Here is a 26,295-nt window from a genome sequence, read left to right as displayed (position 1 = left end):
ATTTTTAAAAATTATTTTTTAACTGCTGAACAACCAGCCATAGTAGTAATTTTTATGGCTTCTGTTGCTGGTAAACTTTCATTTCTAGCCACCGTTTGTTGTACTACATTACGAGTAATTTCTTGGAAAACTGATTCAATAACCGAACCTTCTTGCATGGCAGCTGGTCGACCGTAATCTCCCGCTTCGCGAATAGATTGAACGATTGGCACTTCGCCTAGGAAAGGCACATTCAAATCAGTCGCTAAGTTTTTAGCACCTTCTTGTCCAAAAATATAGTATTTATTATTTGGTAATTCCTCAGGAGTAAAGTAAGCCATGTTTTCTATAATTCCTAAAACAGGTACGTTAATCGCTTCGGATAAGAACATCGCTACTCCTTTTTTGGCATCGGCCAAAGCTACCGCTTGAGGTGTACTTACCACAACTGCTCCTGTAATAGGCAAAGATTGCATAATTGAAAGATGAATATCGCCGGTTCCTGGAGGTAAATCAATTAATAAAAAATCCAGTTCGCCCCAATCGGCATCAAAAATCATTTGGTTCAATGCTTTGGCGGCCATTGGCCCGCGCCAAATAACTGCTTGGCTTGGTGAAGTGAAAAATCCTATTGACAAAATTTTTATTTCGTAACTCTCGATAGGTTTCATTTTAGATTTGCCATCGACTTCAATAGAAATCGGTTTCTCGTTTTCTACATCAAACATGATCGGCATAGAAGGTCCATAAATATCGGCATCTAAAACTCCAACTGAAAAACCCATTCTTGCTAAAGACACAGCTAAATTAGCTGTAGTAGTAGATTTACCTACACCCCCTTTACCAGAGGCTACCGCAATAATATTTTTAATTCCTGGAATAGCTTTCCCTTTAATTTCAGGTTTATCTGCCACTTCCACCTTAGTATTTACTTTCACTTTAGCTTCTGGCGAAACTAATTCATGAATCGTTTTTTTAATATCGTCTTCAGCTCTTTTTTTGATGTGCATCGCTGGTGTATGCAACACTAGATCAACTACTACCTCATCTCCAAAAGTGATTACATTAGCAACCGCTCCACTCTCGACCATATTTTTCCCTTCTCCAGCAATAGAAATCGTTTCTAAGGCTTTAAGAATTTCTTTTCTATCTAATTTCATTTTATGTAGTACTACGGATTTGACGTTTAAAACCAATGAAAAAGTTTCATTTATTTAAACTGAATATGAATTGCAAATATAACAGATTCTATTCTTATTTTACCCCTTTTAAATTGGATTTATTGATACTAAAATCAACACTTATTATTTGAATCAAAAGAAAAAATGGAAGTTATTTTGGCATCTCTGGTTCCCAGAAATGCGTATCAAAATCGACAATTTGGTTGTCTCGAACTTGAATGCCTTCATTTTCTAACAATTGTTGCATCAAATTCGTTCCGTCAAAGTGTAACTTGCCTGTCAACAACCCTTTTCTATTGACAACTCTGTGCGCAGGGACGTCTTCTAAATGATGGGACGCATTCATGGCCCAGCCTACCATTCTTGCCGATCGAGCAGTACCCAAAGCCTTGGCGATAGCGCCATAGGAAGTCACTTTACCATAAGGAATTTGTCTGACGATGCTGTAAACACGCTCAAAAAAATTATCGTTTGGATGGGTCATACTCAATTAATTCCAATAGTAATTAATAATATTGAATAGGGTAACTACAGCAATTATGCCCGTAATACTTCCGATAATTTTATTCATGTTTTTCATAAAAAAATCGGTTTTATTTTCAATCTTAGTAAAAAACGATATATAAGTGTAAAAAACTAAAAAAGAACCCAATACGGCTCCTAGAACAAATATGAAAATGGAGAGTGGTTCAAAAACGAAAAAGCCAAAAGAGGCTAACGACAAACTAACTAGTACATAATACGGAATTGGAAAGAAATTCAAAGCCGACAATAACATCCCTAAAAAAAAACGGGTGGAGGTTCGTTGTTTTTTTATTTTTCCTTTGATTTTTTGAGGGGTTTTGGCAATAGCTAAAAAATAGACGGTTAAAAGTGTAAAAATACCACAGCCAATTTCTCTAAGTAATACAACTACTTGTGGGTGTTCGCCAATAAATTGAGCAAATAGAATAGCGAGATAAACTTGTATAATTATTATAAGCACCGCACCTATAACAAACCATACAGCAGCGCGTTTTCCTTCTTTTATTTTGACTTTAGCTGCCGTCATATTGATTAATCCAGGAGGAAAAATTCCGATAACGGCACTGATGAACCCAAAAAATAATGCGGAAATTGTAGTCATATAGTGCTTTGTTTCAGTACCAATGTGTTGCTTTTACTTCAATTACTGAAACCGAAACGACACTATTTAATTTTAAATCTAATATACGTAATTGCTTTGTTTATTTCTAAATATTGTTTTTCATAAAAAGTTTGAAATGCAGTGACCTCTTCCGGACTTCCTTCATTTCTATATACATTATGATTGGAATAGACTACTTCGTGTCCTTCCCCATGCAAGAGTCCTAGGGTATAGCCGTGCATAAATTCGCTATCTGTTTTCAAGTTCATGACCCCTTCTTTCTTCAATATTTTTTTATACAATTGCAAAAATTGGGAATTGGTCATACGATGCTTCGTACGCTTGTATTTAATTTGCGGATCGGGAAATGTGATCCAGATTTCGTCTACTTCATTTTCAGCAAAAATATGATTGATTAATTCAATTTGAGTACGAACGAAAGCCACATTATGCATGCCTGTTTCTACAGCAGTTTTGGCACCACGCCAAAAACGAGCTCCCTTAATATCGATTCCAATAAAATTTTTATTCGGATATCGTTCCGCTAAACCTACAGAATATTCTCCTTTACCACAGCCCAATTCTAACACAATTGGATTGTCATTTTTAAAAAAATCAGCATTCCATTTTCCTCTCAATGGGAATAAATTTCCTACTACCTCTTCTCGTGTTGGTTGAAAAACATTTGTGAACGTTTCGTTTTCTTTGAACCTCTTTAATTTATTTTTGCTTCCCACTTTCTTTAAAATTTTCAGCAAAATTAAGGAAATATATACGACAAAAGTAGACTAGCTTGAAATATCTAGGAGAAAATAAACCCAAGTAGCTTTACATTTTGGACTTTCGATTTTGAATTAGCACTTCCTCAATTGGCGCTTTGATTGCAATTACCGCTTTGCTTGAATCATTTGGAATAGTCATAGACAAAACATAGTGCTTGATTTTCCATTGTTTCCCAACTTTAACTAAGACTCCCGAACCCCTACAAATTTTCATTTGGGTATTCAATAACTCGTCAAACCATGCGGTATTTCCACTAGCATCAAAATAGACATGTCGTTCCAAAGCTGTAAAAGACCAAGCTTTTCCTTTGTCAAAATGAGGTTTAGCATAGTTTTGAAATTCTTGTTTATTCCAATATTCATTAGCATCAGTGCCAATAAATACAGCGTCCTCAGTCATTAATTCAAAATACGATTTGAAATTAGCTTCAGAAGCTGCTTTGTGCCAAGTATTTATAGTTTCATTAATTATTTTTTCTGCATTCGATGATTGAGCAAAACTTGAAATCACTATAAATAGTGTTCCAAAAGTGATTGCCAATTTATTTTTCAAAATTTCGATCTTTTTCATAAGCATTAAAATTTTATTTAAGAGGAAAGTTGTATTCCTAATTTTACTAGATTATCATTGGTAAATATACAGAATCTCAAGATTAATTTTTTTGTTGAACATTTAAAAAAAGCTTCCAACCATGGGATGATTAGAAGCTTAGATAATTATAAATTGAAGTTCAAACCTACAACCCAATTTCTTCCCATATTGGAAATACCATCTGTTTTAAGTCGTGATAAATGGGCGGTATATTTTTTATCGGTAATGTTGTTTCCATTAAGGTTCACCTCCATTTTGGTTTTGCCAAGATGCAATGTTCCACCAATTCCTAAATTCAAAATGCTGTAACCTGCTGTTCTGGTTTCGAAGCCACTGATTTTATTTTGGTTAAAGGTAGACACTAAACTAATCGTTGCGAAACCTTCTTTAAGCCAATCTGTATCCTTCCATTCAGTGCGCAATGTATTGTTCCAATTATTAGCTGGAATTAATGGCAAATAATCTCCGTTTTGTTTTTTGCCTGTAACTGTTTCAAAACTGGTTTCTAAATGCAACCAATCCAACGGATGAGGGTGAAAATGCAAGCCTATTTCACCTCCAAAAAGAGCCGCATTATTTTGAACATAATTGAAAACTTCATTGTCATCAATTGATTCTCCACTAGGGTTGATATAGATAAAATCATTGATGTGATTGTAGAAGCCATTAACGAAAAACTCTAAATGATCTGTTTTGTATTCCAAATTCAAATCCGTTTGAAAGTTTTGTTCTGTTTTCAAATTGGCATTCCCCACTTCATAACGATTGGTACCTTCGTGAACACCATTGGAAGACAATTCGGCTAAGTTGGGCGCCCTAAATCCAGACGCTAGATTGAATCTAAAAATGAAGGCGTCATTCAAATTAGTTTTATAACCTAAAGAGGCGTTCCAACTTGTGTAGGATTTTTTCAAGGCTTCAAAAGACCCTTCTTCACCAAGAATCCCGTTAGCTTCTGAAGTCAAATTTCTGGTATCAAAACGCAAACCGGCTTGGATCACGTTGGAGTTCCATTCGTAGTTGGTGGTTCCAAAGACTCCAAAATCTTGGGTAACCGCATCAGGAATTAAGTACTCTTCTCCTGAATTTTCATTGGTTTGATGCATCCCTTGAACTCCCAAAATGGTCTGCATTTTTGTTGAAGAAGGTAAATAATACTTCGCATTATAATTGAAGGTATTCAACTTCATTTTCAAAACAGCTACTTCACTGTCTTCAAACTCAGACCTGTCATTTGAAATAAAACCCAAGTCCAAATCCAGTTTTGAAGAATTGAAAAAGAGACTCGAATTTAAACTTACTAAATGATTGGAAACCGCCTGTTTTGGATACAAAACACTTTTGCTTTGACTTTGCTCAGCGATCCCTTCTTCTGGAATTCCTAAAGTAAGATCGTTGAAGTTGTATCGCAATACCGAAGAAAAAGAAGCGTCACTATAGCCAATTCCAGTTTTAAAATCTTTTTCTTGGTAGCGTGTATTGGTCACCCGTTCACCATCTGCTGTAGTATAATCCGAATGGGTATTCATTGTTCCTCTTGCCAAGAATTTCCAATTATCGGAAGTTGTTTTTAGGCCCAAAGAAGAATTACTCCCTAAAGTATTGGCAAACAATTTTTGACTAAAATTGACTTTATATGTATTGGCATTGGCAAATTTCTCTGGGTTAAAATACAACACCCCTCCCAAAGCATCTGAGCCGTACAATAAGGAAGCGGGTCCTTTGATTACCTCAACACTTTCTACTCCAGCATCGTTCAATCCTAAACCATGTTCGTCGCCAAATTGTTGGTTTTCAACTCGAACACCTTGCGAATACACCAATACGCGATTACCACTCAACCCACGAATCACTGGCTTTCCAATAGAAGCCCCTGTAGAAACTTGGGAAACTCCCGGAATAGTTGCCAATCCTTCGATTAAAGTTGACGTTCCTTTTCGAGACAAATTTTTCATGGTTTCGTGTGCGACTTTCATCACATTTTGCGATTGTAATTTGTTAAACGCAGTGGAAACAATAACTTCATCCATTTCAAAAACGGAAGGTGCCAACTGAATGTTTATAGTGTTTTGTTTTTGAATCTCTGAAACCGTTTTATACTGTGTTCCAAATCCCACTAAAGCGAAGGAAATCCTAACAGTACCCTTAGGTAAATTCGATAAATTATAGGTTCCGTCAGCTTGTGAAGTGGTTCCCTTTTGTAGTTCTTGAATATAGATGGAAACACCCGAAAGCGCTTTGTTATTAGTGTCAGTAATCCTTCCTGAAACTGTATTTTGTGCTTGTATTAAGGCAGTACAACTTACTACCAAAGCAACAATTAATTTTTTCATGATATTGATATAATGTTAAAAGAATCGTGTTCTACTATAGAACCGATGAATCATTCGATTTTAAACATTATAATGCGGGGGTCCGCGCAACGAATAGGAACTTCCAGAAAAGGAAATAACCCTAGGAAAGTTAAAAAAGTAAGGCGCAACTACTTCTGGAGTAGTGGCTATTTGAAACTGAAACTGTTCAGATACAATTCCGCTTTGAAACGAAATAGCACAAACCAAACACTGCTCAAAGCCTTTGTGTTGGTGGGTTAATTCAGAAGAATTAAGTTGTTTGTGCGCACATGCTTTTTCTGCAAATTGTTTTTCTAAATGCTCCAATCCATGAAACGATTGTAGGGCTAGTGATCCTAGTAGGACTAGCGCAAAGAAAAATCGTATCAATAGTTGTTTTAGTTTCATTGGACACAAATATATGGAAACCAAAAAAGAAAAACCATTTACAATTTAGAAAAATATAAATCGTAAATGGTTACATTAGGTGTTACTGAACTACTTACACCAATTTGGCTGCAATTAAATATTCAGCAATTTGAATCGTATTAGTCGCCGCTCCTTTTCTCAAGTTATCGGCTACTACCCACATGTTTAAGGTATTCGCTTGGCTTTCGTCACGACGAATTCTACCTACAAAAACTTCATTTTTACCTTCAGCATATCGTGGCATTGGGTAGGTAAACGTATCTAAATTATCTTGTACTACTACTCCGTCTGTTTGACTTAAAATAGTACGAACATCATTCACATCAAAATCATTGGTAAACTCTACATTCAAAGCCTCACTATGTCCTCCTACAACAGGAACACGAACCGCAGTTGCTGTTACCGCAATACTATTATCACTTAAGATTTTTTTCGTTTCGTTAACTAACTTCATCTCTTCTTTAGTGTAACCATTGTCTTCAAAACTATCACATTGTGGAATACAGTTTCGGTTGATTTTGTATTTGTACACCATGTCTCCTTCGATACCAGCACATTCGTTTTCAAACTGTTGTACTGCTTTTACTCCTGTTCCTGTAATAGATTGGTACGTAGAAACGATAATACGTTTGATGTTGTATTTTTTGTGCAAAGGGGCCAAAGCCAATACCATTTGAATGGTAGAACAATTCGGATTAGCAATAATTTTATCAGCTGCAGTTAGTTCTCCCGCGTTGATTTCAGGTACAACTAATTTCTTAGTAGGATCCATTCTCCAAGCTGAAGAATTATCAATTACTGTAGTCCCAGCTGCTGCAAATTTAGGAGCCCATTCTAACGAAGTGCCACCACCTGCAGAAAACAAAGCAATGTCGGCTTTCATATCGACAGCCGTTTGCATGCCAACCACTTTGTGTTTTTTTCCTCCAAATTCAATTTCTTTACCCACTGATTTCTCAGAAGCTACAGGAATTAATTCAGTTACCGGAAAATTTCTTTCTGCTAATACTTTTAACATTATTTCGCCTACCATTCCGGTAGCACCTACTACTGCTATTCTCATTGTATATTTGTATTATTGAATTGTACTATTTTTTGGCAAAAGTAACCAATACTATTCTCGAAACAAGGGCGTTCACAAAAAATAACAAATTGTTAAATTTATAACATTGTTATTTTTTTTTCAACAAATCCCGAATTTCAGCAAGCAATTGTTCTTGTGTTGGACCGGTCGTTACTTTAGGTTCGTCTTCTTTTTTGATTTTTTGTTGCGCTTTCTCATAGGCTTTCAAAACGATAAAAATACAGAACCCAATGATCACAAAATCAAAAATGGTTTGAATAAAAGCGCCGTAATTTAAAGTAACTTCGGCCACCGCTTTTGATTTTTGAACTCCATTTTCAACAACGGCAGGAACACCGTCTTGGAGCACTAATTTTAGATTTTTAAAGTCCACTTTTCCCAAAAGTAATCCAATGGGTGGCATCAACACATCATTGGTAAATGAGGTTACTATTTTTCCAAATGCACCCCCTACAATCACCGCCGTGGCTAAGTTGACTATTTCACCTTTCATTAAAAAGGCTTTAAAATCTGTAAAAAATCCCATACTTACTTATTTATTCTCGGTAAAAAACTCGTTTTACGCGTTGTGATATACTCGTCAAAATCTCATACGGAATGGTCTGTGTTTTTTGGGCCATTTCCATCACCGTTGGGCTTTCGCCAAAAACAATCACAGCATCTCCTTCGGTACATTCAATTTCTGTAACATCCACCATTAACATATCCATACAAACACTTCCTAGAAGTATTGCTTTTTCATTATGTATTGTGACATAACCCACGCCATTGCCCCACAAACGGGCAATCCCATCAGCATAGCCAATTGGGATAGTCGCCACTCGGGTTGGTTTTTCAGCCACAAATCGGCGACCGTAACCCACGCTATCTCCGGCAGGAATAGTTCTGATTTGGGATATAACCGATTTTAGCGTACTGACATTTTCCAAGTATTTTTGTTCTTCTCTATCATTCGAAACTCCATACAATCCAATTCCCAAACGCACCATATCGTATTGCCCTTGAGGGAAATTACTAATACCCGAAGTATTCAAAATATGACGAATGGGTCTAATGTTTAATTCCCGAATTAATTGACTTGACAGTTCTTCAAACAAACGGATCTGAGATAGTGAAAATGCTTTGTGCTCTTCGGCATCGCTTGTGGCCATATGCGACAAAACACTTTTTACCACAACACGTTGATTCTCTTGTAAGGTATGAATTAACTCTTGAATATTCTCGGCTTCAAAGCCCAATCGGTGCATGCCTGTATCTAATTTGATGTGAATTGGATACTGATGCAAATTGTGCTGCTCTGCTATTTTAAGAAAGGCTTTCAATCCTTTTAGACTGTAAATTTCGGGTTCTAATTCGTGTTGAATAATCGCAGAAAAACTCGTTGACTCTGGATTCAACACCATTATAGGCAATTGAATTCCAGCATTTTTTAAGCTAATCCCTTCATCGGCGAAGGCAACTCCCAAATAATCAACTTGATGGTATTCTAATAATTTAGCAATTTCAAAACCCCCATTCCCGTAGCCAAAAGCTTTTACCATCACCATCATTTTAGTGGTGGGCTGCAATTTGGATTTGTAAAAATTCAGGTTGTGACTAATGGCATTTAGATTGATTTCTAAAACGGTTTCATGCGTTTTCTCTTCCAAAGCCGCTACAATTTTTTCAAATTGAAAACTACGCGCTCCTTTGATTAATAGCGTTTCATTTTCAAAATTCAATTGGTCTAGTTGTGCTAAAAACTCCGCTGTGTTTTTAAACGTAATGCAGTTTTCAAATTGATTTTGGAACTGAGAAATCGTTTCGCCTATGCCAATTACCCGACTGATTTTATTGGCCACAATTAATTGTCCTACTCTGGAATACAATTCGGAATTGGGCAACCCACTTTGAAAAATATCGGATAGAATTACTGTTTTTTTAGCCGAATGCTTTTGGCTTTCTAAAAAATCTAGGGCGATTTTCAACGACTGAAAATCGGCACTATAACTGTCGTCAATTAAGCTACAATTGTTAATTCCGTTCTTTAGTTGCAATCGCATTTCGACTGGATATAACAATGCCATTCTGGTTTGAATAGTAGCCACATCATAATTCAAATACAACAACACCAGCAAACACGAAATCGCATTTTCTAGGGACGCTTCATCCAGAAATGGAATACTAACTTCAAAAGATCCCTTCGCTTGACGAACACTTAAAATCGTGTTGGAAGCATTTCTTGTTTTGGTTACAAAAACATCGGCATCAGTATGAGTACAGCTCCAAGAAAATGTAGCTATAGTTGATGGAATCAGCGCATCTATTGCGTTATTTTTCTCGTAAATCAAAATTTGAGAACGATCAAAAAGACGTAGTTTTTCTTTTATTTTTTCTTCGGTAGAGGCAAATCCTTCATCATGAGCCGAACCTATATTCGTTAACACACCTATTGTTGGGCGAATGATGGCTTCTAATTTTTCCATTTCGGCAATAGTAGAAATTCCGGCTTCGAAAATGCCAAAATTGTGTTGTTCATTAATACCAATTACTGATAAGGGAACGCCCACTTGCGAATTGTAACTTTTGGGGCTTCGAATGATATTATACTCTGGACTCAATACAAAATTAAGCCATTCTTTTACGATGGTTTTGCCATTACTCCCGGTGATTCCAATGACAGGAAAATCAAATAAAGAACGATAATAGGCTGCAAATTGTTGCAAGGCAACTAAGGTGTTGTTGACAATCAGAAAATTGGCTTTGCCTTCACAACCTCTGGGAATATGGGTTACCACAAAATACTGTACCCCTTTCTCAATGACATCTTTAATGTACGAATGCGCATCATTATTAGGTCCCACCAAAGCAAAAAACAAAGTAGTCGCGCTGTTTTGCAAGGAGCGGCTGTCAATGGCTACCGCGTCGATAGTAGCTTCATTTGTACTCCCAACAAATTCAGCGCCTAATTGTGTAATGCTATTTTGGATGGATATGTTCATGTATTCAAAAAGCGTGTATGCTCAATTTAATATTTTGTTGATCAAAAATAGTGTTTCTTTTTAAATACAAGAGATGAAAGGGTACATTTTAATAAAGTCGTTCAATAGTGATAAAATTATTGATATACGAGGGCATTATGATTAAAGTAACTCGATACATTCTACTATTATCTGCATCTGTTAAATGATACACAATAGTATCTCCCGATGAAAGAAAGCTCCATCCAAATGGAGAGCCACTGGGAGTTGTCGTATACGATACAGTTGAATTTGTTCTAGATCCATTAACTCCACCGTTATTGTACCTACCCTCAACATAAAAATTTACTGTACCTGAGACCGTTGCTATAGAAAGGCCTCTAGGTTCTGATGTTGTTACTGAAAATTTTAAATTTTCAAAAGTTAAAAAAGATCCAGCAGTAACCCGACCGGAAAGTTTATTGGTGTCAACAGGTAAATTTCCTGAGATTACCTGAATATTAAACCAAGGATATGATCCAGTTGCCGTGAAATCTCCGTTAGCACCCAATTGATTTGTATTAAAGGTTTGAATGATTCGATAAGATACAACAGTTTGAGTATTGGTGGTAATTACAGCATCTGATAGTCCCCCTGTTGCACCGTAGCCTGCTGAACTAGCTCCAGAATAAGCTGCGGCACTACTTCCTACATAAGCTCCTGTAGTTTCATTATACCAGCCAAATTGTGGTCTCGCATCTGAGGCAGAGGTTTGAAATGAAGGCACTTGAGCTTGTAAACGATACGTTCTTCCAGCCGCTAATGTTATTTGGCCAGTAGTTGTATTTAATGAAATGTCTTGTCCTGCTACTTGATCTGCTTGGGTAAACACCACTAGTCCATTTGTACTTAGCCCCGTAGTTTGAGCAGTGGATCGTGATCCTCGCATATAGGATGAACTCACCCCAGATCCTGTAGCAGTTGCAATGGTTGCCCAGCTTGCTCCGTTCCAGTAATAATAGCCAGCCACTAAACCTACATTATTCCCTGTATTATAAACCAATAATCCTGTAGCTGGACTGGGTATAGTAGCAGTATCTGTGCCACTAGTTAAAGTGACACGAGGTGGCAAAAAGCCTTTATTACTAGCGCTCACATCCAACTTTGCCGAAGCATCAGGCGTAGTGGTCCCAATACCGGTTTGGGCTTTCCCAATCAATGAAAAAAACGATAAAAGAAATAAAATAATGAGCTGCTTCATAGAATATTTAACCAAAAATCAATTTGTAAATTTAAACTAACTTACTAAGAATTATAATAATCTTTCAATAGAAATGAAGTTATTAAAATAACTGGGCCCGACCATGAGTGTAATTCTCCAAAATCGCAAATTGGTTGAATCTCTTACAAAATAGTTTGCAACATCTCCACTTTGAGCAAAGCCCCAGGTTGTACCTAAGTGCGCAAAAACCGTATTAATATTTTGGGTAATATCCGAAAAATAGGTAAAAGAATTTGTCCCAGAAGCACCATTGTAAGTGGTGTAGGCTGAAACCATTGCTGTAAATGCAGTACCTGTTGTTTTTATTTGCAAACTTCTAGCTGATCCATTAGGTGCCATTTGAACTTGTATATCTCCAAGCGTAACAGGCACACTTTCATTAACAAAACCTGCAGCTTTTACGGCTACATTTCCTGTTGCATCACCAATATTTAATTTTCCAGAAATATTTACGTTACCACTTGGATCAATTCTTAATCGTTCAGAACCACCCGTTCGCATCACTATAGTACTACTCATATCTGCAACTGTTGAGTAACCACTTATATCGATAGAACTTTGTGTATTTACATTTGTACCTCCTCCTGCTGATAATCGTAAAAATCCATCATCTTGTCCATCAATTTGAGGGGAGCCTCCGCCAACACCTCTTATTTCATAATTTCCGATAGTACTGGTATTCAAATTAGGTCTAGTAGATGAATTTCCCAAACCGGATGCAATTTTAATCCCACCACCAGCAATATTTAATTTTGAAGTGGGTGAACTTGTTCCAATTCCTAATCGATTATTGGTATTGTCCCAAAATAATTGGGCGTTTTTTTCATCAATTTTAGTCCCATCACTAAACAGCACAGAACCGTTAGTATAACTCGAACTTCCGGTTCCTCCTTTCGCAACGGGCATGGTTCCGGCACTCCAGGCACCTAGTTCTAACAAGGTGATATGGTTCCCATCAGATTCCCCAAATCCAAAACCACCAGCACCACCTCCAACAATTCGAACTGAATAATTATACGTTCCTGGTGTTGTAGGATTGTCGATAAAATTTAAACAATACGGGATGTTTTCGTTATTTGAGCTTGATTCTGCTTGCACTTTTTTACCAATAGCTGTATTGTCTCTAAATAGTTGTAATTGCACCCAAGCTCCACTTAATGCAGGATTAGCATCTCCTGTTGCGATAATTTGAACGGGTCTTCCAGATGTTGTAATGGATTGACTTACCACAATATCTCCTGTGGCACTTTTGGTCACTGAACTTGCATTGGATTGCGCATAGTTTGGAACATAACCACTAAAGCTTTGTAAGGTCCCTTGATCTACTAAACCGTTCCATTTGGCTCCATCCCAATAATAGTATCCTGGTAGCACATTATTAGGTGATGTACCGGCAGTTACAGTATTATAAATTACTAATCCCGTTGCAGGAGAAGCAATTGTTACAGCGTCTAAAGTACCGGTTAAGGCTATTCGTGGTGGCAAAAACCCTTTATTCGTAGCATAGACTTCTAGTTTTGCCGAAGCATTAGGTGTCGTAGTGCCAATACCCGTTTGGGCGTTCAATTGTACCCATGTAATTACTATTATCATTACAATTTTTTTCATATTCTTCATCTTTTTATCGTACCCAATACCATATAATTCCTGGATCTGTATTCGTAGACGTTCCACCAGACGCATCAGAAAGCCAAGGCGATGGCGAATAATATTGATTGTTTGCAACCATGGTGCCCCACCAGTTTCCCGTACCGGAAGACAAAGTGATATAGCCAGTTCCAGAACCAGTTGTATTACTATACCATGGCATTCTTTGTGAAATACCATTATTTGCTGTATTGTAATTCCAGCTTCCAAATTTGGTATTGATTGTTACATCCGTTTGAGTGTTGTCTGTTTTCACAAAACTATAGCTGCCATTAGCAGTCCAAATTCCTCCAAAACTTCGTCTACTACCCGCATCGATCATGTATTGAAAACCACTAGCACTTCTTTTAATATAATCAGCCCAACCAATGATGGAATAACTCGAAGTTGCCGTACTTATTACCTCTGAATTGGTTGTAAAGGGAATTTGAGAATTGTATGCAATCGCATTAGCATAGGTCCAAACAGAATTGGATGAATTCTTCAAAATCAAAGTCCAACCACCTCCATCAGTAGTCATATCAGCATAGATTCTAAAAGGAACTCCTCCGTTAATATTGCTGTTTTTGATCCAATAAAATCCATCTGTTGAACTAGGATAATCCTGTTTGATTTGGTAGGCATTTGTAGAGGCTGTTTGTGGACTCAATCCGTCTTTTTCAGCATAAAATCGCGATTTATTGGCATTGAAATTATTGGTAATTTCTTGTTGCGTTAATTCACGATTGTAAATTTTAAAATTGGCCACATGCATATTCATTCTCCAGTTAAGGTCATTGCGCCAACTGGAAATTCTACCCACTCCTGAATTAAAATTTGCATTGGCGGTATTAAATGTTCCATACACTTGACTCATTGTCTGGCTTTCTCCATTGACATAAATTTTATTATTGGTTTTAGCCCCCGAATTCATCACAAAAACAAGATGCCTCCATCCACCAACTATCCCCAAAAAATCTACTTGCGAACTATTTACACCCTGCAAATCTCCTGCTGAAGTATTATAGCCAATATTACCGCCACTCGTCCATACATCGTATAATCCAAATCCAAAATACATCCCAATTGGAGAAGTTAATGAATTTGTTTTTACCCACATCTCAACAGTAACCACATTGGTATTTCCAATATTGGCAGTAAAATCAGCATAACTTGTGGTGCCATTGAATACAATAGAACCTCCGTTTGCTGAACTATAAGTGGTGTTTGTTAATGTAACATTGGAGCCATTTCCTGACAAATCGTTCCAAGTAGTTCCTGAACCATTATAACTAGTAGTATTGCCCGCGTCTAAATGCAATACCAAACCTGAATTAGAAAAACAAGTAATGGAAACACTACCATCAGAAGTGGTATTGGGCGTTCCAAATGAATTAATTCCAGAAACAGATTTGGTTGAGCCACCACCTCCACCACCATTTGCTGCACCACCGCCAGCGCCACCGCCGCCGCCATAAAACCCGCCGCCGCCGCCGCCAGCTGCTTGCCAAATGGTACCATCTCCACCAGCACCACCGTTTATTCCATTTCCGTCAGCGCCATTTTGAGCGGGTGCATTATCAAAAGCATATCCCCCAACACCTACTGAGGTGGTAGAAGCTCCATACCCATATTGATATCTCGAAGAAACAGGATAAGCCGTAGATCCTTGACCATTCGCAGCGGTAGTTCCATTTGAATTTAAGGCAGCTCCTCCATTATAATTTATTGTACCACCTGAACCACTACCGCCTCCACCGCCTCCGGCAACAACCAATGCATTTGCAGTAGCAGGTGAACTAGATGTAAACACCCCTGATAATCCACCTCCTGCTCCACCATAGCCAGTCCCACTAGAGTTACTCCCTCCATTTCCGGCAAAACCATATTTAGCCGTAGCCGATTGTCCAGGAAATCCTCCCACAACGATATACAACACTTGTCCCGGTGTTACATTTAGGGTAGTGGTGATATTCGCTCCTGCTCCTCCTGGCTGTCCACCCCCGCCAATTCCTCCCAATGCACCAATGGCATTAACCTGAATGGCAGTCACCCTATTAGGGACAATAAATTGTTGGATAGCTCCTGTATAGGAAAATAGTTGAGTGTTAATACCCAGTGGTTTTCGTAAAGCTAGATTGCGTGGAATAATTTGCGCATTCGATACTATCGAAAAACAAATAAAAAATAGGATATATATTCGTTTACACATGGCTAAAAAATACTATCTCCAAAAACAAATCCAGTAGTAGTGGTAGTCATTACTAAACCAATTACACTATTGGTGGCTCTTGTAGTAAATCCGTTAGACGAATTTAATGTCACACTGGATCCTGTAACCGTTATGGTACCTAGACCCCCTTGTATGAGTTGACAACTAAAGCCAACGGGTAAGCTACTCGGCACGGTAACCGTGCTATTGGTTGCCGAAGTAATTAAAAATACTTTGTTGTTATCTGTTGCAGCCAAGGTGAAACCTGCTGTCTTGCTAGTGTCAATAATCAGTCCGGGGGCAATTTGAATCCAAGCCGTGCCATTCCAATAATAATAACCCGGAACAACATTAGTAGGAGCTGTTCCTGCCGTAGCGGTATTATAAATTAATAGTCCAGCTGCGGCCGAAGACGTACCCGTGATAGGAGAAAAGGCATTTGTAGCTGTTAATGCCACTCTTGGTGGTAAAAATCCTCTGTCAGTAGCGGATACGTCTAATTTTGCCGAAGCATTAGGCGTCGTAGTACCAATACCGGTTTGAGCGGTGCTATTTAAAAAAGGTCCTATAATTACTACTAGATAAAAAAGGTTTCTCATTGTTTTAAATTTATAAACCATATAAGGCTCTATTCGAATTAAAATTAGTTAGTACCTCGGTAGCGTTTAGTGCTTTTTTATATATCCTAACAATACCCATTTGACCATTAAAATATTGGGAATATTCTCCCCCATTATAGGAGCCCAAAAATAAGTTGGTCGTTGCGTTTAATATCCCGCCAGTAATAGAAATGGCTTTAGTTTGCTTAAGTACCCCATTTGAATACGTATAAATACTGTTGTTAGTTTTATCCCAAATATACACCATTTGAATCCAAGTATTGGTAGTAAAAGTGTAGTTATCTGTAACAATAGCCGTGCTTCCATTACTAAAATCGGCTCGAATTAAATTGGATCCAACCAAACGCAACGCATACGAGATATTAGCTGAATTACCCCCATTATTATATTTGCCAATAACCGTACCGGAGCTACCGACATTTTTAAACCAAACTTCAATCGTCCAACTTCCTGTTCCGGGTTCTAAAGCTGCATTATCGGGAATACTTACCTGTGAAGTAGATCCATTAAACGTAAAAGCAGGGTTGGTATAGCTAAGATTACTCATAGTTCCCGTTAATCCATTTCCAGATAAATCAACTAAACTAGTTCCTGATCCAGGGTAACTTTCGGTCATGCTAGGATTGTAATGCAATACCAGATTATCAGAAGTGGAAGTATTCGGTTTTACTAACAATCCCATGCGTAAAGTGATATGATTATTCCAATCTGTGGGTAAGACTCTGACAAATTTGGTAAAAACAGGAGATGGAAAGTTTATCCTTACATCATCTGTCGAGTTAGTGTTCAAAGCAACATTAGTTTGCACTCTTGACCAAGGAGCTGATCCTGTTAAACTCGTTTCTATATGTGCTGTTTTAACCCATTGACCTCCATTATTTGCTCTGCCCTGGGTAACAATACCCTTTATATATGTGGGTTCGTCATAATTTAAGGTAATCCATTGGTTGGCGTCATTATAAAGTGCAGCCCAACCTAATCTTGAATTATTAAGCCATGGAGTATAATGGTCTTGGCTAAAGGTAGTCTCGCTATTCCATGCGCTAGACACACTCCAATAGCTAGGATTTGAATTAGTAGATGGGCTATGAATGGCATAATCAAATTCGCTTTTTCTGGATTCGTACTCCTGTACAACATCGAAATCAGTAAAGGGTAAATTAAACATTTTAAATTGGGCTAAATGAAAATTACCATAGGCACTTGTGCCCATATTAGTAGTCTCTCCCGCACCTATGGCATAATGTTGACTTGTTGTTGGAATTTCTCTTGCTCCAGCCTGAGTCCCTTGTAAAACTCCGTTTAAATATCCCTTCACTGAAGTTCCGTCGTAAACCATGGCAACATGGTACCATTGATTTAAATTGACCGCTGAAGTTGACGTAACAATCGATCCGTTCCAAATACGGTATTTTAAGTATCCATTGACCATTTCAATATTGGAAGCATGCCATCCACCACTAGGAGTTTGCGAATCTAGTTCGCTTACCAATACCCCAGTTGAAGCAATAGGATAGAACCAAAAACTCATGGTAAAGCTTTTTTGAAAACTGGTATTAACTGATTTAAAATAAGTTCTAATGTTAGGAGTTACTACATATTGATTGGAGCCATTAAAAGAAATTAATCCTAATGAATTCATGAAAATAGGGGCATTATAAAGTGTCCCATTGCCCGAAGCGGTACCCGCTAAATTAGTGACTGTTCCGCTACCACGAGTAAAACTAGCTGTTTTTGAAAAATCGTAGTTAACTACCAAATTATTTTTAGGAATATTGGATTGCTGTATAGGCAAAGTAATTTGAGCCCAAAGGAAAATGGACTGCAAAAACAATACTATGACTAGCGCTTTTCTCATTTTAATTACTCATTTCTCCTGCTACAATAATACTATTGCTACCTAAATGCATAATACTAACCACCGCATATTGACTGGCGGTTTTGGTAAATCCACCCCTATTGAAATATGTGCCCGAAAAGGTAATTTGCCCCGCTCCCATTTGTACAATGGTACAATTAAATCCTGTTGGTAAACCTGCAGGAATTGTCACCGTTAAGGCTGAAGCACTGGTCGATTGAATAATTTTCCCATTATCGGAAGCGGTTATACTATAGGCTCCTGAAATAGTAGCGACATTAGCCCCAAAACCCGAAATGGTAGAGGTGCTTGTATTGCCACCTGTTAGATTTCCCGTAGTTGAAACGTTTCCTGAAGTATAACTAATATCGTTTCCAGAACGGGTCCAATTACTATTAACGCGCGTCCAAGAAACAGTGGTTGTTGTACTGGTGTTCACATAAAAACCCGCTAGATCATCCGTTTGATAGACCATTAAACCGTTGGCTGCAGAGGAAAGCGTGATGGCCTCTCGCTGTGTTTTGGTCATACGTGGTATTAGCAAGCCCTTATCTGTAGCAGCAATTTCAAGCTTTGCCGAAGCATTAGGTGTAGTGGTGCCAATGCCTGTTTGGGCAGTAGCTACAAGGCTTATAAATAAAAATGTCAAATAAAATTTTTTCATAACTATCTGATCCAAATTTGATGTAATGTATGATAACTAGCACTATTGTTAAAATCATCTACTTCCCAACGGTAATTATGCCCTTTGATACCCCAATGATATGCTCCACTTACCCAAAATGGAAAGTTGGTCATGGCGAGATCGTATTCGTTTGTGAAATAATTTGCTGTACTTCCCGGGAGTACTGCATTATGACCTGTCAAGGCAGTATAATTTGATGCAATGCCACTCATACTCCCGACACCTGTTTTAAAGTAGGAAATCGTGCCACTATGCGAAGTTTTAAAATTAATAATTCTTGTGTGTGCATTGGTTGCACCATAAATTCGTAATTCAGAAAACGTAAACTTACTTAAATACGTATTGGATACATGCCCCCAGGTTGTTGTAGAGCCAGATTCATCTGTACCTAAAGCAGTAGATCCTAAAACAGGCAATGCAGCAGCAAATGTTTTTAATAAAGGATCTGTTCCTCCTTTATGTAAATAATTCAATACCAATGTCCATCCGCCGCCATCGGTGGTCATATCGCAATAACAAGTGGTACTTGCTGCCGACCCAGCTCCATCTGGATCTATAGTATATTGACCTGAAGGTGTCATTGGGTAATAATCCAATATTTCTTTACACGATTTTAAGCTATTCAGGGCGGGGCCTGGTTTCCATTTGCCGGTACCTGATAATTGTAATTTTCCTGTTTCTGAAAAATTTATTTTTCCACTATAAAAAGTACTTCCATTTGGAACGGTAATCGTATGTCCATTTTGTATAGTGATCCCATTAGCTACCTGTATAGGGGTTGCCCAGGTGGAAGCCAAATTAAAATCTCCTGAAGTGGTGGAGTTGGTTTGCGCAATGCTAATACCAAAACACAACAAATAAATACTACAATAACGCCATTTAATTCTCATCGATTATTGTTTAAGTAATAGACCTAGGCGCATGGTCATGTGCCCATACCTTTCTGTGGGTGTTACGCGCACATATTTAGCATATTGTACCTCTGGAAAATAGGTATACACTTTGGTGTTTTGGTCAGAATTCAAGGCTCGATCTGTATAAATACGCGTCCAGTCTGAATTATTCATGCTGACATCAATATGTGCTTTAGTGACCCATTGAGGACTATTTTGCCTACCTTGAGTGACAATTCCTGCGATATAAACGGGGGTGGGATAATTTAATATAATAAATTGTCCCGAATCATTGGCACCCACAGACCAACCCTGCGGTGAATCAATCCAGGGAGTTAGGTGGTAACCATTTGTTGAAGATGGACTTGGAGCATTTGCATAAAATGAATCTCCAGACCAAACAGAGGTTGAAAGCACTTGCCAGGAGATAGGTTCTGAATTTGTTGTCGGACTGTGCACCACGGTACTAGTACTATTAGAGGTCCCTGGAGTCCATTTACTGGTGGCATCTGTGAAAACTATTTTTCCTGTTCCAGACAAGACTAATTTATTCGTGTTTAAAGTAGTAGCGCTGTTGACGGTATAAGTATGACCGTCATTGATTTGTAGACCGCCAAACGCATTGGACTTATTGGAAACTATTGCTGTTGATAGCGTATTTCCCGAACTTAATGTAAACGCCATATCGTTATTATGAACAATATAACTTGAATACACTCCTGTATAATCCGATCCAGCGGGGAAATCCGCACTGATTTCAACGATGTAACCACTAACACCTCCCGAATTCGTTGCAGATAAATCATTCCAACACGTATTGCCATTCCATTTAGCAACAGCATAATCCTCACTGTGATTGGCACCATTAGGTTCTCCATCGCACCAATTGTTGTATTGGCCTGCAATATTTCCTGCAGTTGGGCCATTTTGTGTTTTAATTGTAGTTCCTAATTCAGGTCCTGCATCTATTTTCCAGGTACCATCGATAGTCGTTCCCGCATCAGAAAGCGCAATCCAAATATTACTACCTGTAATATTGGTGTTAATAAAATCTTGTTCTGATTGAGAGGTTATCGTGACTAAATAAGGTGTTTTTCCTTTAAATGAGCCCTGTGCAGCTGCACCTGACTTTGCATTCGGATAAGTGATAGCAGAACTGGAAACATATTTATAGAAATGTTTGTTTATCGGATTGTATTTATAATTGGCATCATAATTAGAGACTTCAATGTTAATTCGAACGGCAGTTTTAATACTACCCATAGAAAGAGTCATTGCTGCCAAGGCCGTATTGATATTGTCACGGGTGCCAAAAAAAACAATACTACTTACCGAAGACCAAGTGGTATACCCTGTGTTTAAGGAAAGACCCGTAGTAGTAGGAAACGAAAGTCTCGCTCCACTATGGTAGTCCAAACTTACACTTACTAAAATTTGCTCTGTATTATTCACCCAATTCACCACAAAATTTCCTGGGTCAACATTGGTAGCATTGGCTTCAAAAGTAAGTGGTGTTGGGGCTGTGATCATCTGTCCTAACACCGTCCCATTAGCAAGAAAAAAAAAGAATATAACAAGCTTTTTCATCCCTATTTTTTTCTTTTTTTGGACAGTTGTTTTACTTTGATTTGCAATTGTTCAATTTGCTTTTGTTGCTCTTTCATGGCCTCTACTAAAAGCGCTACCAGCTTGTCATATTTTACAGAGCGGTATTCCTCTTTGGAGTTGTCTTTTGATACTATTTCAGGAACCACTTTCTCGACTTCTTGGGCAATCAATCCCAATTCGTTTTGAGCGCCAAAGTCTTTTTCTGGAAAGTCTTTCTGGTTCCAATTAAAATATACTCCTTGTAAGGCTTTTACTTTGGCTAAAGCATTGTCAACAGGATGAATATTAGTCTTGAAACGACGGTCGGAAGTACCCGCAACCGAGTTGGCCGTAATATCGCCACTGACATATAATTTTGTGGAAGGGTTGTTAATTCCAATCCCTACATTGCCGTTTTCTAAAATTGCTAAACCATTAGTTTCAGAGGTTCCGCCAAATATTCGTAGCCTAGCATTCGCTGAGGTGGTGCCATACTGATCAATCGTCCAATCTGAAACGCTACCATTTAATGATTTTTTGATAACAATTTGACCTCCTTCATTTTGATTAGCTGATGGATTTAACACTAATTCAGCAGCAGTACTAGTCCCATCTGCTTTTCCAACAGTTAATAAACTGGTTGGTGTATTGGTGCCAATTCCTACAAAACCCCCATTAGGGTTCAATGCTAAATAATAATTAGTGCCATACCCCCCTTTATCTCTGGCTTGCAACCAAGAAAAAGTACTTGAACTACTTAAACCAAAATCCAATACGTGGGTCCCCACCGTGGCGCCCAAACGGAAATTACCATTGGCTGTTGTGCCAGAGGTGGCAGGATCAGCTTTGGCAGTTACTACTTCTAATTTATTCACGGGTGTTGTGGTGCCAATACCCGTTTGAGCCGTTAGAAAAAAACCGCTCAATAATAAGACTAGGGTAAAACTATTTTTATAATCCATATTTTGTCTTTGTTGCGTTATAATTTTGAAATACTTCGTCAGTTGTTATTGCTCGATTATAAATTTGAGCAGATCCAATATATCCGTTAAAAGTTACCAAACCATTTGTTCTTGGGTCGCCTAAAAAAAGATTAGCATTGGTTTGGTTTGTTCTTGCAGCGCCACTAATTACAGCCCCGTCAGTTGCCCCATTGAGATACATTTGTAAATTTCCAGAAGAAATAGTAAACCCTACTTGGTACCATGTGTTATTATTTAAGGGGATGGTTCCAATCATGTTGCTTTTACTTGTGGTAAAAATACGCTGGTAAATATTCACTCCATTGTTATACAAATCGTAATGAAAATCAGAACCTCCAGACGTTCCAATTGTATCTGCAAACCATTTTGTGAAAAATATATTCCAGTCTCCTCGAATGCTATTCCCTTTTAACCATACAAAAACACTAATATCGCCAGTAGGAAAATTGGTAGGCGTTTTCCCAAAATCAATGTAATCGGCGTTTCCATCAAAATAAAACACCCCTTGAGCGGTTGTATTATAAGCAGTACTTCCTCCTAAAACACCTGTAGCATTCCCTTTTAAATCAGTTAGAGCGGTTCCATATTTGGGGTACGTATACCAATTTCCCGGATCTATTGACAACACTAATCCATTAGGAACGGCTTCTTCCCCCGATAATTCTTCAATGTCTTGGTACCAAACAGCACCACTTGCTTCAGAGGGTTTTTTCCAAAACAACCGCATCACTTCGCCACCACCACCTTCTTGCATACGGGCCCGAAAGCTGTACTTTTTTCCAGCAACTAAAGAGATTGTTCCAATATGAGTACCAATGGGGTCAGGACCATGAGGTCCGTAGTGGTTGGCTACATTTTGATCGTTTATAAATAAATCGACTGCATCGTCGCCTTCAATTGTAAAGGTATATATTCCTGTTTGTTTTGGAATAAAATAGCCCGATACCACAATAGTAAAACCATCTCCACCAAATCCAGAATATGGGGTCTGATTGCCAATGGCATTTTTTAAATCAGTTTGGTTTGAAAAATTGATTAGGTTGGCAGCATAACTAGATGAGGTATTTAAATTACCTGTATTAGAAGTTAAAGCCACATATCCTGCTAATTTAAAATTGGTTGCAGTAGCAAAACTAGTTTCAAATTCTGTGGCGGTCGCTGGAAAAGCAGAGGATGAAGTACTATACAAACGATAGTATAAATACTTGTTCCCTTTCGGTCGATTACTTTCTAAGGTCGCATAATAATTAGGCACCAACTGAGCAAGAGCAGTAGTGACAAAAAACAAAAAAAAGAGAGAGGTGTTTTTGATACTCATGGTCTAATTACTCATTTCTCCAGATACAATATACACTCCGCCTACATACAATATAGTCGCTATGGCATATTGTCCAGCTGTTTTTGTAAAACTATTTCTATTGCTAAAAGTTCCAGAAAAAGTAACTTGTCCCGTTCCCGACTGCAAAATCATGCAATTGAAACCTTCCGGAATTCCCGTTGATGGCAAGCTCAACGTGATGGCTGAGGTACATCTTAAAATCATTCCATTATCAGTTACCGCAATAGCCCTATTAGAGGCTTCTGTACTTATGTTAGAAACAAAACCACTCAATTTAGAGGTTGCTGCGTTACCTCCAGTCAAATTGCCAGCAATGGAGACATTCCCAGCAGTATAACTAATATCATTTCCTGATCTCGTCCAATCCATATTAATTCGGGTCCAAACAGCAGCACTCGAAGTGCCTGTATTTATATAAAAGCCGGAAACGCCATCGGTTTGAAATACCAATAAACCATTTGCAGGCGAGGCTATAGCAGCGCGTTGAGTGGCCGTCATTCGTGGCGCTAAAAACCCTTTATCAGTAGCAAACACATCCAGCTTTGCCGAGGCATTTGGCGTCGTCGTGCCAATACCCGTTTGGGCATACCCTACAAAGCCAAATAATACTATTACTATATAAAGTTTTTTCATTTTATCGAATATAAATTTCTACTCGTGCTGAACGATTGATTCCTGAATTAGTGGAACAACAGGACAATTGATCTCCTGCTGAATAATTGATATTAGTAGTAAACAAGCCAGACATTCCAATTCCACCTGAAACATCATTTGAGGTAGCTTCGCCACCGGGATACAAGCCCCCGCCATTTTCATTCCAACCAAATCCCCAACGAACACTTGCCGTTGAACTGGCATTGGTATAATTGAATCCATAAAAACGAATATCCGTTTGAGATGAAAAGGGAGTGCCTCTGCCCGCAAAACTATTGCCGTCGCTAAAAAACAATTTACTCGCCGTATTAAAAAAATTTATCGGTGTGATGCGAATACCGCTATTAAAATTATTTTGTAACCAACACCAAACGTTGTAGGTCCCATTAGTACTAAGACTTCCTCCGGTGGTACTTCCACCATAATTCCAAGCAATATCCGGCCATAAGGCCAAGATGTCTTTGGCGTGAAAATAATTCATGGTATCAAATTTGGCGTCGCCATCATTTCGATTGGTTTGGCCCGGATTGAGTGTGTTTACTGCGGTCCAATAGGAACTAGAATACGGAAATGTAGTGCCGCGAGTCGCTTTCATGGCCATCATCCATCCGCCTCCGTCAGTGGCGGGATTCAATAAACAAAAGACTTGTGTGGGTCCTACATAGGGTAAATTGATCCAATAGGTCCCATCAGCATAATTGCTAAAAGCCGTTTGAATGTATTTGGCACTAGGCGCTGCTTTGGCTGCGGTAGTTCCATCCATGACCGGAACGCTAACCATTTCTTGTAAATTCTGTGTCCAGGATTGAAAATAAGTATTGGCTGGGTGCACACTAGTGTAGGAGCTTGGGGCACTATTTTGAGTAGGAGACTTCCAAAACAATCGCAATCCATAACCACCGCTTCCTTGTTGCATGCGTACTTGAAAAGAATACGATTTTCCCGCTGTTAAATTGACCGTTCCTGTATGGGTTCCTAAAGCAGGGACAGCTTGACCTTGATAGGTTCCAATAACTGGGTTGCCCTCTATAATTAAATCGCTGGCATCATCTGCCTCTAAAGTAAAAACATAATTACCCGATTGTTGCGGTATAAATGTTCCTTGTATTTTTATAGCAAAATAATTACCGCTATTCGGCAAATTAATGCCAAGGGGAGTTAATTCGGCAGCGCTTGACCAATCTAATAGTCTAGCCGAATTGGTTTTACCGGTTTGAAATACCGTAGTATTTGAATAAGCAGAGTTGAATAAATTATCCATTTCGGCTCTAGTGGTGGGTAAGACTGGGTATTGAGTGGCTGTTCCATTACCCGCATGGGTACTGTACACCCAATAATCAAATTGCACGGTAGGTTGTTTGTGTACGGGTTGGTAAGCGGCCATAATTTGTGCTTGACCTCCCATGCTTACAATAGAAAAAATAAGAGCAATTGCTTTTTTCATACTATTTCTAATTTGACATATCCCCCGAAGAAACAAAAACGCCCGATGCCACACTTACTAAACTCATGATTGCATGTTGGCCGGCTGTTTTGGTAAAATTGTAACGGTTATTTATGGTCGATCCTGAAACCGATAAAGTGACTTGACCTGTACCTCGTTGCACGATCAAACAGTTAAAGCCAATGTTTAAAGCCGGCACGGTAATCGTAACCGCACTATTACTGGTACAACTGATAATTTTTCCATTATCAGTTGTAGCTAAAGTATAGGATGTTCCAGATTGTGCATTGACCTCAGCCCCAAAGTTAGTTAGGGTAGTCGTAGTTCCGTTTCCCGAAATACTACTGGTGGTTACATTGCTTAGAATTGCTACCCAAGCTGTTCCATTCCAATAATAATAGCCAGGTGCTACATTAGTAGGAGCCGTACCAGTAGTAGCCGTATTGAACACCAACAAACCTGTGGCCGGCGAGGTCACGGGACTTGCTGCATTGGTAGCGGTTAAGGCTATCCTTGGAGGTAAAAACCCCTGATTCGTAGAGGCCACTTCCAGCTTGGCCGAAGGACTAGGCGTAGTTGTGCCAATACCGGTTTGGGCTTCCCCCAAAAGGGAAACCAAACACAACATTAGTACTACTACTCCTTTTTTCATCTTGACTTTGCTTTC

Annotated in this window: 23 protein-coding genes; all 23 read right to left on the bottom strand. The window is 38.5% G+C overall.

All coding sequences use genetic code 11. The features are described from left to right. Positions 1 to 11 precede the first annotated feature (11 nt). Entirely contained in the window at positions 12 to 1,139 is a 1,128-nt protein-coding gene (locus LPC21_RS03885; RefSeq protein WP_229318196.1) for an Mrp/NBP35 family ATP-binding protein, read from the bottom strand. Positions 1,140 to 1,311: 172 nt separating this feature from the next. Beyond that, entirely contained in the window at positions 1,312 to 1,644 is a 333-nt protein-coding gene (locus tag LPC21_RS03880; protein WP_229318195.1) for an MGMT family protein, read from the bottom strand. A 6-nt stretch (positions 1,645 to 1,650) separates the two neighbouring features. Continuing rightward, entirely contained in the window at positions 1,651 to 2,286 is a 636-nt protein-coding gene (locus tag LPC21_RS03875; protein WP_229318194.1) for a LysE family transporter, read from the bottom strand. A 62-nt stretch (positions 2,287 to 2,348) separates the two neighbouring features. Further along, positions 2,349 to 3,023 (bottom strand): tRNA (guanosine(46)-N7)-methyltransferase TrmB, encoded by a 675-nt coding sequence (gene trmB / locus LPC21_RS03870; protein ID WP_229318547.1) that lies wholly within the window; start codon positions 3,021 to 3,023, stop codon positions 2,349 to 2,351. A gap of 91 nt (positions 3,024 to 3,114) precedes the next feature. Further along, a complete protein-coding gene (locus tag LPC21_RS03865; protein ID WP_229318193.1) occupies positions 3,115 to 3,639 on the bottom strand; it encodes a nuclear transport factor 2 family protein in 525 nt (174 codons plus the stop codon). 146 nt (positions 3,640 to 3,785) lie between these two features. After that, positions 3,786 to 5,993, bottom strand: coding sequence for a TonB-dependent receptor (locus tag LPC21_RS03860; protein ID WP_229318192.1), 2,208 nt, complete (start codon positions 5,991 to 5,993; stop codon positions 3,786 to 3,788). A gap of 60 nt (positions 5,994 to 6,053) precedes the next feature. Next, on the bottom strand, positions 6,054 to 6,401 hold the full coding sequence (locus tag LPC21_RS03855; protein WP_229318191.1) for a hypothetical protein: 348 nt from the start codon (positions 6,399 to 6,401) through the stop codon (positions 6,054 to 6,056). 94 nt (positions 6,402 to 6,495) lie between these two features. After that, positions 6,496 to 7,485, bottom strand: a complete 990-nt coding sequence (locus tag LPC21_RS03850; protein ID WP_229318190.1) for an aspartate-semialdehyde dehydrogenase — start codon at positions 7,483 to 7,485, stop codon at positions 6,496 to 6,498. Between the two features lie 109 nt (positions 7,486 to 7,594). After that, complete coding sequence (gene mscL, locus LPC21_RS03845; RefSeq protein ID WP_229318189.1) at positions 7,595 to 8,032, bottom strand: large-conductance mechanosensitive channel protein MscL; 438 nt, start codon at positions 8,030 to 8,032, stop codon at positions 7,595 to 7,597. 10 nt (positions 8,033 to 8,042) lie between these two features. After that, positions 8,043 to 10,487, bottom strand: coding sequence for a bifunctional UDP-N-acetylmuramoyl-tripeptide:D-alanyl-D-alanine ligase/alanine racemase (locus tag LPC21_RS03840; RefSeq protein ID WP_229318188.1), 2,445 nt, complete (start codon positions 10,485 to 10,487; stop codon positions 8,043 to 8,045). 88 nt (positions 10,488 to 10,575) lie between these two features. Continuing rightward, positions 10,576 to 11,706, bottom strand: coding sequence for a hypothetical protein (locus LPC21_RS03835; RefSeq protein ID WP_229318187.1), 1,131 nt, complete (start codon positions 11,704 to 11,706; stop codon positions 10,576 to 10,578). A 51-nt stretch (positions 11,707 to 11,757) separates the two neighbouring features. Then, complete coding sequence (locus LPC21_RS03830) at positions 11,758 to 13,335, bottom strand: hypothetical protein (protein WP_229318186.1); 1,578 nt, start codon at positions 13,333 to 13,335, stop codon at positions 11,758 to 11,760. A 13-nt stretch (positions 13,336 to 13,348) separates the two neighbouring features. Next, entirely contained in the window at positions 13,349 to 15,565 is a 2,217-nt protein-coding gene (locus LPC21_RS03825; RefSeq protein WP_229318185.1) for a fibrinogen-like YCDxxxxGGGW domain-containing protein, read from the bottom strand. 2 nt (positions 15,566 to 15,567) lie between these two features. Beyond that, positions 15,568 to 16,164 (bottom strand): hypothetical protein, encoded by a 597-nt coding sequence (locus LPC21_RS03820; protein WP_229318184.1) that lies wholly within the window; start codon positions 16,162 to 16,164, stop codon positions 15,568 to 15,570. Positions 16,165 to 16,174: 10 nt separating this feature from the next. Next, positions 16,175 to 18,043 (bottom strand): LamG-like jellyroll fold domain-containing protein, encoded by a 1,869-nt coding sequence (locus tag LPC21_RS03815; RefSeq protein ID WP_229318183.1) that lies wholly within the window; start codon positions 18,041 to 18,043, stop codon positions 16,175 to 16,177. Position 18,044: 1 nt separating this feature from the next. Further along, the gene (locus LPC21_RS03810) at positions 18,045 to 18,707 is read right to left on the bottom strand and encodes a hypothetical protein (RefSeq protein WP_229318182.1); all 663 of its coding nucleotides are present in this window, start codon (positions 18,705 to 18,707) and stop codon (positions 18,045 to 18,047) included. 2 nt (positions 18,708 to 18,709) lie between these two features. After that, positions 18,710 to 19,618 carry a fibrinogen-like YCDxxxxGGGW domain-containing protein gene (locus LPC21_RS03805; RefSeq protein WP_229318181.1) on the bottom strand — a complete coding sequence of 303 codons (909 nt, stop codon included), beginning with the start codon at positions 19,616 to 19,618 and terminating at the stop codon, positions 18,710 to 18,712. A gap of 3 nt (positions 19,619 to 19,621) precedes the next feature. Next, entirely contained in the window at positions 19,622 to 21,208 is a 1,587-nt protein-coding gene (locus tag LPC21_RS03800) for a discoidin domain-containing protein (protein WP_229318180.1), read from the bottom strand. A gap of 2 nt (positions 21,209 to 21,210) precedes the next feature. Beyond that, a complete protein-coding gene (locus tag LPC21_RS03795) occupies positions 21,211 to 22,170 on the bottom strand; it encodes a tail fiber domain-containing protein (RefSeq protein WP_229318179.1) in 960 nt (319 codons plus the stop codon). Then, positions 22,160 to 23,509, bottom strand: coding sequence for a LamG-like jellyroll fold domain-containing protein (locus LPC21_RS03790; protein WP_229318178.1), 1,350 nt, complete (start codon positions 23,507 to 23,509; stop codon positions 22,160 to 22,162). Before LPC21_RS03790 ends, LPC21_RS03795 begins: the two co-directional genes overlap by 11 nt. A gap of 3 nt (positions 23,510 to 23,512) precedes the next feature. Then, positions 23,513 to 24,163 carry a hypothetical protein gene (locus LPC21_RS03785; RefSeq protein ID WP_229318177.1) on the bottom strand — a complete coding sequence of 217 codons (651 nt, stop codon included), beginning with the start codon at positions 24,161 to 24,163 and terminating at the stop codon, positions 23,513 to 23,515. A gap of 1 nt (position 24,164) precedes the next feature. Beyond that, positions 24,165 to 25,628, bottom strand: coding sequence for a PA14 domain-containing protein (locus LPC21_RS03780; RefSeq protein WP_229318176.1), 1,464 nt, complete (start codon positions 25,626 to 25,628; stop codon positions 24,165 to 24,167). A 7-nt stretch (positions 25,629 to 25,635) separates the two neighbouring features. After that, positions 25,636 to 26,280, bottom strand: coding sequence for a hypothetical protein (locus LPC21_RS03775; RefSeq protein WP_229318175.1), 645 nt, complete (start codon positions 26,278 to 26,280; stop codon positions 25,636 to 25,638). Positions 26,281 to 26,295 lie beyond the last annotated feature (15 nt).

It is taken from the genome of Flavobacterium ammoniigenes (genome assembly GCF_020886055.1).
Lineage (GTDB): Bacteria > Bacteroidota > Bacteroidia > Flavobacteriales > Flavobacteriaceae > Flavobacterium > Flavobacterium ammoniigenes.
This window is presented reverse-complemented; position numbering and strand designations above follow the sequence as displayed.